This is a genomic window from Paenibacillus sp. FSL R7-0026 (assembly GCF_038004485.1).
GTDB lineage: Bacteria > Bacillota > Bacilli > Paenibacillales > Paenibacillaceae > Paenibacillus > Paenibacillus xylanexedens_A.
The window spans coordinates 2,622,801-2,636,118 of record NZ_JBBORG010000001.1 but is presented as its reverse complement, the minus strand read 5'-3'; the positions used below and the strand labels follow the sequence as shown (position 1 = coordinate 2,636,118).

At 43.9% G+C, this 13,318-nt stretch carries 8 protein-coding genes; 2 read left to right on the top strand and 6 right to left on the bottom strand.

The annotated features are described in order from the left end of the window. Nucleotides 1–116: 116 nt before the first annotated feature. The 5 genes from MKY44_RS11990 to MKY44_RS11970 all read right to left on the bottom strand — a co-directional run bounded on the left by MKY44_RS11990 (nucleotide 117) and on the right by MKY44_RS11970 (nucleotide 8,124). Nucleotides 117–1,586 carry an Msr family ABC-F type ribosomal protection protein gene (locus tag MKY44_RS11990; RefSeq protein WP_341007208.1) on the bottom strand — a complete coding sequence of 490 codons (1,470 nt, stop codon included), beginning with the start codon at nucleotides 1,584–1,586 and terminating at the stop codon, nucleotides 117–119. A gap of 487 nt (nucleotides 1,587–2,073) precedes the next feature. Further along, nucleotides 2,074–3,957 (bottom strand): beta-glucoside-specific PTS transporter subunit IIABC, encoded by a 1,884-nt coding sequence (locus tag MKY44_RS11985; RefSeq protein ID WP_341007207.1) that lies wholly within the window; start codon nucleotides 3,955–3,957, stop codon nucleotides 2,074–2,076. A 211-nt stretch (nucleotides 3,958–4,168) separates the two neighbouring features. Continuing rightward, complete coding sequence (gene licT / locus MKY44_RS11980) at nucleotides 4,169–4,999, bottom strand: BglG family transcription antiterminator LicT (protein ID WP_341007206.1); 831 nt, start codon at nucleotides 4,997–4,999, stop codon at nucleotides 4,169–4,171. 424 nt (nucleotides 5,000–5,423) lie between these two features. Then, nucleotides 5,424–6,866 carry a 6-phospho-beta-glucosidase gene (locus MKY44_RS11975; RefSeq protein ID WP_341007205.1) on the bottom strand — a complete coding sequence of 481 codons (1,443 nt, stop codon included), beginning with the start codon at nucleotides 6,864–6,866 and terminating at the stop codon, nucleotides 5,424–5,426. 427 nt (nucleotides 6,867–7,293) lie between these two features. Then, nucleotides 7,294–8,124, bottom strand: coding sequence for an amidohydrolase family protein (locus MKY44_RS11970; RefSeq protein WP_341007204.1), 831 nt, complete (start codon nucleotides 8,122–8,124; stop codon nucleotides 7,294–7,296). 260 nt (nucleotides 8,125–8,384) lie between these two features. Between MKY44_RS11970 and MKY44_RS11965 the strand changes: the two genes are divergently transcribed. Then, entirely contained in the window at nucleotides 8,385–10,112 is a 1,728-nt protein-coding gene (locus MKY44_RS11965; RefSeq protein WP_341007203.1) for a cellulase family glycosylhydrolase, read from the top strand. 131 nt (nucleotides 10,113–10,243) lie between these two features. After that, on the top strand, nucleotides 10,244–11,143 hold the full coding sequence (locus tag MKY44_RS11960) for a manganese catalase family protein (protein ID WP_091031094.1): 900 nt from the start codon (nucleotides 10,244–10,246) through the stop codon (nucleotides 11,141–11,143). A gap of 188 nt (nucleotides 11,144–11,331) precedes the next feature. Here the strand turns inward: MKY44_RS11960 and MKY44_RS11955 are convergent, their stop codons facing one another. Further along, complete coding sequence (locus MKY44_RS11955; protein ID WP_341007200.1) at nucleotides 11,332–13,314, bottom strand: sucrose-specific PTS transporter subunit IIBC; 1,983 nt, start codon at nucleotides 13,312–13,314, stop codon at nucleotides 11,332–11,334. Nucleotides 13,315–13,318: the final 4 nt, after the last annotated feature.

Sequence of the window (13,318 nt, the reverse complement as noted above, 5' to 3'; positions counted from 1 at the left end):
GAGCCTCCATATTCTAAAAAAAACAGCCAAAATCACTTTGGCTGTTTTTGTTACTTCTCTTTCTCTAAGATTGTTCTGTCATCGGAGTGATCCGTGTAAATATTCTTTAGTTCAACTTATATAGTCACCTGAATTAATTGACGCTCTGTAATCTGAAATTGTTGATCCGCTGTATTTTCAACAAACCTCTGATCATGAGATACATACAGAATCGTCCCTTCATAGGCCTTGATAAAACGCTCCAACGCTTCCAATGCATGCATATCAAGAAAATTCGTCGGCTCATCCAACAATAGAATGTTATATTGTCCAAGAAACAAGTGACATAATTGAAGACGAATCGCTTCCCCTCCACTTAATGTCCCAACATTCTTCAGCAAGTCATTACCTGTAAACTGCATCGCATGCAACGCACTTCTCAGCTCTGATTCCTCATATTCCGAACGATTCTTCAGGAATTGTAATACGGTCTCTTTTGTCGTGAAACGATAGCTCATTTGCTGAAAATAACCGAGCTTTGCTTTTGGAGACATCGTGATCTGATCTCCAGCATGGAAAACATGGTTAAGCAATGTACTTTTCCCACTGCCATTGGCTCCGGTTATCGCTAATTTTTGTTTTAATGGAACCTGAAAACTTGCATCCTCCAGCAATACGTTACCTTCCACCTCAAGCGTAAGGCGATCTGCCATAATCGGAAAGCGGTTATGCAACTCCAATGTCTTCGGTTGACGGAAGATAATCGGCCGATCCTCTTGTACCGCTTTTACCTCATGAAGTTGTTGCATACGCTGTTCAATCGCTTTGGCTGCGCGGTGCACCGCTTTTTGACTGGTGCCTTTGGATTTGGTTTCAACCATACGGTTTGTTTTTGCCTTGGATTCTTTTTTGGACATGCTTCCGGCCTGCGTTATTTTCTCGGCTTTCTTCATCTTTTCCCGGGCGGCCAGCTCCAATCGTCTTTTCTCCTTGGAAAACTGTTCATGGGCCTGGTTTTGTTGTTCACGCTCCAGCTTCTTCTGTGTCTGATAATCACTATAGTTGCCGGAATATACGCGAACCTCACCTTGATGGATTTCCCAGATCGTCGTCACCAGTTCATCCAGAACTGCACGATCATGACTGATCAGCACAAGCGCCCCATAGTAATAACGCAATTCATCCAGCAAAAATGTAATGCCCTCTTGATCCAGGTGTGTTGTTGGTTCATCAAGTAACAGTACTTCATGATAATGAGTGAACATTTGAGCCAGTTTCAAACGGGTTTGTTCACCGCCACTCCATACTTGGTCGTGTTGAGGTATGGCTAATTTACTGAGTAGAGCCCCGTCAACTTCGATACTTTCGTTAGACTGGGGTGGTTCCACTTGTTCCAAATAACCAAACTCTGCAAAACGTTTTACCTTTCCGGCTGTCGGCTGGATCTGCCCCGCAATGAGTTTCAACAATGTACTTTTACCCTGACCATTACCACCTACTACACCAATGCGATCCAGTTGATGCACAGCCAGTCGCTCAATGTTCAGTATTACTTTATCCATATAGGTCATCTCAACCTGTTCTAATTCAAAACATATCTTTTCCATATTCGCTACCTCCGAAATAAGATTTATTTCGTATCGATAGCGAAGCACACTTCTATCGATACGAGCTGATCGTGCCAGCTCGTATCAATAGAACAGTAACGTCATCATAGCGGTTACCTCCAGTAGTCTGTATTGAGCGCCTTTACATAATTATTTACCTGATTAAGATAATCAGAAGAAAAAAAAAGAATCACAGGCCACGGCCTGTGATTCAACGTAAACGGGAAAGCAAGTATAACACTTATTTTAAGGTCAGGATGATTGAAAATGACAGACTGATCCCGTTTACTCTGAACCAATAGTCAGAGCCTTTGAACGTATTCAATTACCGATTCAAAGGAAGGAAGCGCAGTCTCATCGCATGTGTCATGTTCAATAATCCACCTTTCATTATCATGTATAGATGTACAATTCTAATTATAATTTTCCAATTCCACCATGTCAACGGAACCTTGAAAACACGACACCATCGGAATAGTACATCAATCTACTTTTGACCATTACCGCTACTTAATTTTAATAGAAGCTCTTGGCTACTAATCTGACCTGTAGCCTGCGGAATCACTTCTTCGTAGTTGGCGGAATTCGTTACGATAATCGGCGTTACCGTGTGATAACCAGCAGCCTTAATCTGTGCAATATCGAATTCAAGCAACAGATCTCCCGCTTGGACCCGATCGCCTTCTTTGATATGGGAAACAAAATGTTGCCCATCCAATTTAACGGTATCAACTCCCACGTGAACCAATATCTCAGCACCGGTGTCTGATACTACAGCCAAGGCATGTTTTTTCTTGAATGCAACGGTAACTGTACCATCAAAAGGCGCTACAACTCTACCCACAGTTGGCTCAATTGCAATCCCTTTACCCATTGCTCCCGATGCAAAGGCCGGATCTGGAACTTCCGACAATTCAACAATCGTTCCTTCGATTGGGCTAAATACATTTTCGTCCGAAGCATTCGTTGCACGAACAGGTTGCTCGGTAGATGCAGCAGGTTCGGTTTTTGTTTCTTCTTCGACCGGATCTTTAAAGCCCATGATGTACGTCAGTACAGCCGAGACAACAAAGGATACTACGATACCCAGAATCAATCCTGGGAAGCCTTGTCCACCTGGTCCGTAGAAGATTGGCAAGGTCAGTAGTCCCGGTGCGCCGGATGCAAATGCCAATGTACCCGCTTGACCAATGATAGCTCCACCAACTGCACCACCGATTACCCCTGCAATGAATGGACGTTTCAGTGGTAATGTTACCCCATAGATGGCCGGTTCCGTAATACCGAACAGAGCAGTCAACGTGGATGATCCCGCCAATGTTTTCAGTTTTTTATTCTTGGTTTTCAACATAACCCCAAAAGCAGCACCCGTTTGGGCAAAGATAGAAGCTGTCGCAGCCGGTTTAACCCCATCCTGTCCATACACTGCAACGTTGTTGATAAATACCGGAATCAGACCCCAGTGTATTCCGAATATAACGAGCAGCTGCCAGCTTGCACCCATAACGGCTCCAGCGAGCAATGGACTGAATCCAAATGCGGCAACGAGTCCGGCTGCAATTGCATTACCAACGTAGACACCAAATGGTCCAAATACCAACAGTGTCAGTGGTACCATAATCACTAGCAAAAATAATGGTGTAACAAAGTTTTTCACACTATCGTGAAGAGTCTTATTAAAGAACTTCTCCAACTTGCTCATGACAATGACAGCTAAAATGATAGGAATAACTGTAGATGAATAATTCATCAAAATGACAGGGATACCGAAGAAATCCGTTGGTGTTCCCTCTGATTTCAACGCGACGATGGACGGATAGATCAGTGCTCCTGCAATCGTCATCGCGACAAACATATTTCCCTGGAATTTACGTGCTGTTGTAACCGCTAACAACAGAGGCAGGAAATAAAAGAGACTATCTGCTGCTGCATACAGGATTGTATATGTTGTTTCTGTCGTTTCCAGCCATCCGATATTGCTTGCAATCAACAATAACCCTTTTAGAATACCGGCTCCCGCCATAACACCCAGAAGTGGTGCAAAGATGCTGGATATGATATCGATAATACCCCCGAGCCCTTTGGCTGCTTTGCGAGGTTTTTCTTTATCTGACGAATCGTCCAGAATGTTGCTGATCTCTCCAATGGCACTATAGACTTCAGGCACCTTGTTACCAACAACCACCTGGAACTGTCCTCCATTTTCTTTGACTGCGATGATGCCTTCTGTTTTCTCCAGTTTGGCTTTGTCTGCCTTGGCATCGTCTTTCAATACAAACCGCAATCGTGTTGCACAATGCACCAGTGATTCCACATTTCTCTCACCGCCGACCAGTTCTACAATCTCTTTGGCCAGTTTCTCTTGACTCATGATCTGCACCCCCAATTTTTCTCAAACAGGCCTCTTACCAATTTTTTTGCACGCAAAAAACCTAAGCCTTGAGTGAGGGGACACAATGGTCCTGACCTTCTCATGACTTAGGTTTTGCCTGCATAACCAGTAACAATCCCAGTTAAATCGTATTCAATTCCTGTTAATCACATATTATTATAATTAAACCAGTTTTGTCAACATTTAAATATTATCGATTAACTACTCGTTCGATATGAACTGTCAAATACAATTTTTCTTCATTGGTCAGTTCATGGTTGTATTCCTTTTTGACAAACAACTCAATTTTCTCCGTACACGCTGCGGCATCCGGATGTTTCTCCTTAATCATGTCATAGAAATGATCATAGTTGTTGTCGTAATGCGTACCACTGAGCACACGCTGAGAGAAGAACTTCAGATGTGTGATGAAGCGAAAATAACTGAGGGAATCCTCGTCAAATTCCATTTTGAAATGATATTTCGCTATATTAATAATTTGCTGGATAAACTTCGTAATATTCATCGTCGTAATGACTTCTTCATTCATCTCTGCATTGACAATGTGAAGAGCAATATAAGCCGCTTCATCGGTTGGAAGCTCAATATTCATTCGAGTGTTGATCTGTTCCAGCGTCCTCAAGCCCAGTTCGAATTCGGACTTGTACAACTGTTTGATCTCCCACATTAATGCGTTCTTGATCTCCACGCCTTCCCGATAACGTTCGATGGCGAAGTTAATGTGATCTGTAAGAGATACATAGATGTTCTCATTAAGCTTTCGACCCAGATTCTCACGCGCATACGTGATGATCTCTTCCACAATTTCAATCAGTTCCATCGGAACTTCACGCAGCAGCATTTTGAAATTATCGGATGTTTGTTTGTTTTTCAATGCAAATACTTTCTGAATGCGGGTCTCGTCTACTTTATCCCCCGGCTTTTTCTTAAAGGCAATCCCACGTCCCATCACCACAAGCTCTGCTCCATCCACCTGATAGATGCTAATGACGTTATTGTTGATAACCTTTGCTATTTTCACTTCAATCCCCCCGTCACGTTCCACTCTCTTGGCAGTTATACATCGTCTTTTGGGCATACAAAAAAAACCTGAAGCATCACAAAATAAACAAGACATGGTGGTCTGCTTTTTTTGGTGCTTAGGTTTTGCCTACGTCGTGTAGTAACAATCCCAGAAACGATATAATTGCGTCAAGTATAGCGCGAACCTGACTATATGTCAACGCTTTCAATGTGAGTACAATCGGAAGTCCCATGGTTATATAAATTGAACTAGAGAATAGTTACACTAGCTACTCCGATGACAGAACAACCTTCCGATCGGTGTTATCTCCAGCTTTTTTCTGTCCTCTCCGTTTTGTGTAAATGTTTAGTTCAATTTATATAGATGAAACTTCCGATGTTTTATTGCGGTATAAGACCATTTTAATTCAGAAAAATATAAACTACTCGTCGCCCAGGTTCGTTCCGTTGGATTCGATCACATTTTTGTACCACTCAAAACTTTTCTTCTTCAGTCGTGTCAGCTCTCCATGACCTTCATTATTACGATCCACGTAAATGTAGCCATAACGTTTTCTCATCTCACCTGAGGATGCACTTACAATATCAATAGGTCCCCAGCTGGTGTAACCGATGATGTTAACCCCATCCTGAATGGCCTCACCCATTTCAGCTACATGTCGTTTCAAGTAGTCAATCCGGTACGCATCATCCACTTCACCTTCCGGTGTAACCACGTCATTGGCACCAAATCCATTCTCAACAACAAACAGCGGCTTCTGATAACGATCATGTAGTTGATTGGCAGTAATACGGAATCCTTTGGGATCAATCGTCCAGCCCCACTCGGACTTCGCCAGATATGGATTGGCTACCGAGCCAAATACATTACCGCTGGTCATATTTTTAATGACTTCCGGATCGGTACTGGTTGTACGACTTGAATAATAACTGAACCCGATATAATCTACGGTATGATTCTTCAAGATTTCCGCATCACCCGACTGCATAACAATGTTCAATTCGTGATCCTTGAAGAAACGTTTGGCGTAACCCGGATATTCCCCACGTGACTGCACATCGATGAAGAAATAGGACTCTCTATCTTTTTCCATGCCCTGGAACACATCTTCCGGATTACAAGTATACGGATAGAAGCTTCCTGCGGCGAGCATACACCCAATCATGGCACCAGGAATAATCTCATGACATGCCTTGACTGCCAATGCACTTGCAACCAGTTGATGGTGAGCAGCCTGATATTGAATTTCCTTGATGTTATCCCCTTCATTAAACGCCAGCCCCGCCCCAAGGAACGGAAGATGTAACAGCATGTTGATCTCATTAAATGTCATCCAGTATTTCACCTTGTCTTTGTACCGAGTGAATACCGTTGTAGCGTACGTTTCGAAAAGATTTACCAGTTCACGACTTCTCCAGCTGCCATACTTCTCGATCAGATGCACAGGCACATCGAAGTGAGCCAATGTAACCACAGGTTCAATGCCGTTTTTCAACAATTCATCAAACAGGTTATCGTAAAATTGTAATCCGGCTTCATTTGGCTGTGCATCTTCTCCTGTCGGGAAAATCCGTGCCCAGGCAATGGAGACACGCAGTGCTTTGAATCCCATTTCGGCAAAAAGAGCAATGTCTTCAGGGTAACGGTGATAAAAATCGATCGCTTCATGCGAAGGAAAGAACTCGGTAGCGAGCGGCGTAAAAGCTGGAACATTGCCTTTCATAATGCTTCTGCGATTCTCTCCTGTTGGCAGCAAGTCAACGATACTCAGCCCTTTGCCATCTTCCAGATACGCGCCCTCCGCCTGATTGGCAGCAATCGCTCCACCCCATAGAAAATCTTTAGGAAATTTATAATTCGTCATCATCATTCTCCTTCCAAGTATGTAGTTCAGTTATCCGCTCAAATCACGAGAAAATTATAGAGACAAAATATTTAAGTTGAACCACACAATTACACATAAACTAAGAGGACAGAAAAAATCTGGAGAAGCGAAGCGTTCGCCTTTATCACCGGATTTCCCCTTTAAAAAGGGATTCGAAAAATCTGGGGATAACAGCGATTGGAAGATTGTTCTGGCCGCGCAGTCGCCCCGTGTAAAATCGTTTGTTCAACTTAAATAGAAAAAACCCGAACCAGCCTGGGTACACAAAATTGTGTAAACAAGCCAGCTCAGGTTATGCCCATATCGGTAACATTCCCAGATCATGATTATGCGGATTGGATAAAACTTTAGCAAGAATCAGAACAGTTGTCAACTTCTTGAAACCGGTTTAGCTTCGGATTGCCCACTACGATATTTGATAGAACGTAGCACATGTGCCGCCAAGAATCATCTGTTGATCTAGTATAGGTAAGGCATTAATGTGAGAATTAATAAGACCATATACTTCAGAATACGTAGCTGAAACGTTGCTCACAGGCCAGTCGGATCCAAACATTAACCGTTCCGCACCAAAAGCTTCAATGGCGATATTCAGATAGGCTGTAAAATCCTTTGGATTCCAATTTACCCAGTCTGCTTCCGTCACCATCCCTGAAAGTTTACAGTACGCATTTGGTTGTGCGGCCAATGACTCAAGTGCTTCTTTCCAGGGTGAAATTATACCTGATTTTATGTCGGGTTTGGCTAGATGATCAAGTACAAATCGCTGTTCAGGAAACGACTTAACCAGTTCCACCGCATAAGGCAGTTGCTCCTTGGATACCAACAGATCATAGGCCAAATCATACTCTTTTAGCAATGAAATTCCGCGCTGAAAGTCTTCTCTCAATACATACTTCAGATCAGGTTCATCCTGTATGACATGACGCACGCCCTTCAGATACGGATTGGACGCGAACAATTCAAGCTGATTCCGAACTTCATCCGAACAAAGGTCCACCCATCCGACAACACCTTTGATACATTCATGCCGATTTGCCAACTGCAGAAGCCACTCGGTTTCTGTCATTGATTGTCTGGCTTGTACCGCAATACATCCATCCAGTCCGGATTGGACCAATAAAGGTTCAAGATCTTCCGGAAGAAAAGATTGACGAATGGTTTTCATCTCTTCGCCAATCCATCCGTACTCGGCGACATTGTATTCCCAGAAATGTTGATGTGCATCCAGCTTCATATTAGATCCCTCCCAGGGTATTTAAATCTAATTATCATTAAAAAGCAATCACTGATTTTCACATGATTTTTATTCCAATTGTGCAGGTATTGTCGTATATTAAATCATGATATAGTAAATTACGAAAACGCTTTCAGAGCATAAATCGGTGGTGATTCCAGTATTAAACAAGTGAATTTTTGTTTGTGTTGAGCTCTATTTTCACCCTGCTTAACCGCTATTCACGTTCAACCATTCTCTATTCGAAGGAGACTATATTAATGAAAAGAAACCGCAAATCAGTCCTATCTCTTACGCTAGTGACTGCCATGATTCTATCTCTATTCTCCTCGGCTATGGCTTCAGCTGCAACTGACAACAGCGAACAGGCCAATACCTCACCCGCTCCAAGCAAAATGCAGACCTATGTAAACGCCATGGAGCCTGGCTGGAATCTGGGTAACTCTCTGGACGCCGTTGGTGAAGATGAAACTGCCTGGGGCAACCCACGCATTACGAAGGAACTAATTCAGTCGATTGCAGATGAGGGCTACAACAGTATCCGTATCCCTGTGACCTGGGAAGCCCACATCGGTGACGCACCTGACTACACAATTGATTCCGCTTACATGAATCGGGTTCAAGAGGTGGTAAACTGGGCCCTTGATGCGGATCTCTACGTCATGATCAATCTTCACCATGATTCCTGGCGCTGGATCAGTTACATGGAGAAAGACCATGACAACGTGCTTGCACGTTATAACGCTGCTTGGACTCAGATTGCGGACAAATTCAAAGATGCATCCGATAAACTCATGTTTGAAAGTGTTAACGAACCACGCTTCTCCGAAGGCGGCACAACGGATGCAGCGATTGGATATCGCATGCTGGACGAATTGAATACTTCTTTTCACAAGATCGTAAGAACTTCGGGTGGAAACAACGAGACACGTCCACTTGTGCTTCCAACGATGCATACCTCTTCCGCTCAACCTGATCTGGATGAACTAAATAAGACCATTCAAAAATTGAATGACAGTAATATTATTGCAACCGTTCACTACTACGGGTTCTGGCCGTTCAGTGTGAACATCGCAGGTTACACCAAGTATAACGAGGAAGTACAGAAGGACGTTACCGACACATTCGATCGGGTATACAATGCTTTCACAGCGAAAGGCATTCCGGTTATCGTCGGTGAGTATGGCTTGCTTGGTTTTGACCAGCACACAGGTGTCATTGAGCAAGGCGAAAAACTGAAATTCTTCGAATTTGTTGGACAATATCTGCGTCAAAAACAGATGACAACGATGTTGTGGGATAACGGACAACACTTCGGACGCACAAGCTTTACTTGGTCTGATCAGGAATTATTTGATACCATGAAAGCCAGCTGGACAGGTCGCTCATCCACAGCCGAAACGGATCTCGTATATCTTAAACAAAATGAAGCCATTCAAGATAAGAAGGTAAAACTCAATCTGAATGGAAACAAATTCAATTCGTTGAAAAATGGTACCACCCCTCTTGTAAGAGGTAAAGACTATACGATCAAAAAAGATGTACTTACGTTAAAATCCAATCTGTTAACCAAATTGACAGCCTCTGGTGATTTGGGCGTAAATGCCACACTCACGGCTGGATTCAATGAAGGTGCTGACTGGAACTTCCATATCATTAAATATGACACACCTAAGTTGAACGATGCAACTGGTACAACCAGTGCATTTGCCATTCCGACTACGTTTAACGGCAATCAACTGGCCACGATGGAAGCAACGTATGCAAACGGAGAGAACGCCGGTCCACAGAACTGGACTTCGTTCAAAGAATTCTCCTACACATTTAGCCCAGATTACGAACGTAATGTGATTGAACTGAAACCTAACTTCTTCAATGAAACCAATGATGGAGAAGTCACGCTTAAGTTCCATTTCTGGAACGGAGATGTGCTGAAGTACAAAATCACGAAAAATGGAACCAGCGTTGTTGGCATAACTTCCAAATAAGAACTCATCTAACGTTCTGCTCAGAGCCTAAAGCTCTGGCAGAACGTTTTGTTTTTGTTTCACAATTGATTGAATAACGTACAAGTGGCCCTTCATACCTATACACTAACTAGGATTGAGGGGGAAATGTCATGTTTAAACGTGTAGACCGTCTTGCCATCGAACTACCCATATCCAATAATCCTGACCCTAATGGAGCTAGTGCAGTTCAGGAGTTGCTTGGTGGAAAGTTCGGGGAAATGTCAACATTAAATAACTATATGTTTCAGTCATTCAATTTCAGAGGTAGATCCAAGCTGCGTCCCTTTTATGACATTGTTGCAAGTATTACCGCGGAGGAATTCGGCCATGTCGAACTTGTCGCCAATACGATTAACCTGATGCTTGAAGGTTCAACATCACCAGGTGACCCAGACTCCACACCACTGCGTGTTGGTAAAGACGCACGGATGACGTCACACTTTATCGAATCTGCTCAGACAGCGCTCCCGTATGACTCCATGGGAAGACCCTGGAATGGTTCGTATGTCGTGAGCAGTGGCAATCTGATCTTTGATCTGTTGCATAATTTCTTTCTTGAATGCGGAGCCAGAACTCACAAAATGAGAGTCTACGAAATGACAGACAACAAAACAGCCCGAGAAATGACTGGTTATCTGCTTGTACGTGGAGGTGTGCACGTTCTTGCGTATGCCAAGGCACTGGAAATTGCAACAGGTGTAGATGTAACGAAGATGTTTCCTATTCCACGACTGGATAACAAAGCTTTTGAAACGACACGAAAATGGGAAGCCATGGGCGAGCACCGCAGACTGTACACATTTAGTGACAAGGATTATCAGGGCATTGCTCAGATTTGGAAAGGAACACACCCAACCGATGGTGGTAAACTGGAGGCTTTTGCAGGCTTGCCGGGGTATGGAGGGCCAGTGCCTGAGCTGCCTGATCTGCCGGAAGAATTTGCGCCAGGGATATCCGCGGAAGATCTGATGCAGATTGCAGAGCGACTGAAACGTCACGCTGGCCTGTAGGATCACGATTAACGTTTGTTTTTCATAGGGCGTCGATTGGATAATCGGAAACTAGTGCTACCTTGTGTGCTAGAACTCTTTGTTTAATTAGATTATTGATGATCTTTTTCTTTGATTTCATAACCAGTATGCACAAAAAAGGGAAACGGGTGAGATGAATCTCTACCCGCTTCCCACTTTACACGCCTCTATTGTGGCTCAGTAAATTTCACTATCAGTACTGCTTCCCCATTGGCTTGCACACGACCGGTTGAGGCTGCTGTAACAGTTGCTATCGTTTCGTTTCCACTTGGGATCAACACAGGTGTAATCAAAGGCAGACCCGCAGCCTGAATGACATCCATGTCAAATTCAATCAACAACTGTCCTGCAGTTACACGATCTCCGCTATTCACATGCGCGGTAAAACCGTTTCCTTTTAGTCCAACCGTATTAATTCCGATATGAACCAACATCTGTACACCTGTCTCATGCTCCAGAATCACCGCATGTTTACTCTTGTTCATGACATGTGCAATGACACCATCAAACGGTGCGTACACTTTTCCTTCTGATGGCTCGATGGCAATGCCCTCACCCATGTGTTTTTCCGAGAACGCCGGGTCAGGAACCTGCTCCAGAGCAACGACGGTACCGTTCATTGGAGAAGCGATTTCGAGAAAATCTACCTTAGGACGATTGCTTGTAACGGTATCGGTAACTGAATTAATACGCGGATTAGAGTCCTCTGCTATAACTTCAGTTGATGTTACTCCACTGTTCTCATGGCTCACCGCCTCTTCTGCGACCGGTTGATCCTTATATCCGAAGAACCAAGTAAGTGCAAAAGCAATGGCCATGGCAACCACGTTGGACAAGATGTACAACGGCAGTTGGCTGTTCAGATAGAGCAATGTACCGGGAATAACCGTTACAGCCATGCCTGTACCTTGCAGATGGAACAAGGAAGCGATAAAACCACCTACACCACCACCAACCAGTCCCATAATAAATGGTTTCATATAACGCAAGTTAACTCCGAAGATGGCTGGCTCGGTAATGCCCAGAAATGCGGACAAGGACGATGGTAATGCGAGTGCTTTGAGTTTCATATTTTTGGTCTTCAGACCTACGGCAAGACAAGCGGCTCCTTGTGCTGCCATGGCGCAGGTAATGATGGCGTTGAACGGATTAAATCCCGTTTTCTCCAGTAGTTGAATCTCCAGGAAATTAAAGATGTGATGCACACCGGTAACAACTATAATCTGATGGAAGAATCCAATGATAATACCTGCGATGCCAAACGGAAGATCCAATACGGCAGTTGTTCCATGCAGCACCCACTCTTCCAGGGAATGGAATACAGGACCAATGGCGAAAAGTCCGAGCGTAATCATAACCGTTAACGTAATAAAAGGAGTCAGAATTAAATCCAGCGCCTCGGGTACCCGTCTTCTTAATACCTTTTCAAACTTGGCTCCAATCAAACCTACAAAGAACGCAGGCAGAACCGATCCCTGATAACCCACGACAGGTATAAAACCGAACATATGCAGCGGCTGTGCTGATCCATCTGCCACCGCGTAGGCATTGGGTAATGCGGGATTGACCAGCATTAGCCCCAGTACGATACCAAGTACCGGACTTCCGCCAAATACGCGAAATGCGGACCACGCTACAAGTGCAGGTAGAAATGCAAATGCCGTATCCGTCAGGATTTGAGTGAACAACAGGAAATTGGCCGAGATATCATCCGGTGTTGCACCGAATAACGCCAGAATTTCACTCTGGGTAAGTAATCCGCGCAATCCCATGAACAGTCCTGTAGCTACCAGAACGGGAATGATGGGTACAAATACGTCACCAAACGTGCGGATAGCCCGTTGAAAAGCATTTCCTTCTTTTTTCCCCTGGCTCTTCACATCATCCTTGGATGTTCCTTCGATTCCCAGCTTCTCAACCTCTTCAAAGATTCGATTCACTGTTCCCGTACCAAAGATAATCTGATATTGACCTGAGTTGAAAAAAGCGCCTTTCACCTTCTCGATGTTCTCGACCGTTTTTTGATCAATTTTTTCTTTATCTTTCACCATGATGCGAAGACGTGTTGCACAATGTGCAAATGATGCGATATTCTCTTTGCCCCCGATGGCATGAATGACTTCCTGGGCAATCCGTTGATTCTCCGACATGTTA

Excerpts from the sequence above, each read along its gene's own strand:
- MKY44_RS11970 (WP_341007204.1), bottom strand. The coding sequence starts at position 8,124 with ATGAAGCTGGATGCACATCAACATTTCTGGGAATACAATGTCGCCGAG.
- MKY44_RS11975 (WP_341007205.1), bottom strand. The coding sequence starts at position 6,866 with ATGACGAATTATAAATTTCCTAAAGATTTTCTATGGGGTGGAGCGATT.
- MKY44_RS11965 (WP_341007203.1), top strand. The coding sequence starts at position 8,385 with ATGAAAAGAAACCGCAAATCAGTCCTATCTCTTACGCTAGTGACTGCC.
- MKY44_RS11985 (WP_341007207.1), bottom strand. The coding sequence starts at position 3,957 with ATGAGTCAAGAGAAACTGGCCAAAGAGATTGTAGAACTGGTCGGCGGT.
- MKY44_RS11955 (WP_341007200.1), bottom strand. The coding sequence starts at position 13,314 with ATGTCGGAGAATCAACGGATTGCCCAGGAAGTCATTCATGCCATCGGG.
- MKY44_RS11960 (WP_091031094.1), top strand. The coding sequence starts at position 10,244 with ATGTTTAAACGTGTAGACCGTCTTGCCATCGAACTACCCATATCCAAT.
- MKY44_RS11990 (WP_341007208.1), bottom strand. The coding sequence starts at position 1,586 with ATGGAAAAGATATGTTTTGAATTAGAACAGGTTGAGATGACCTATATG.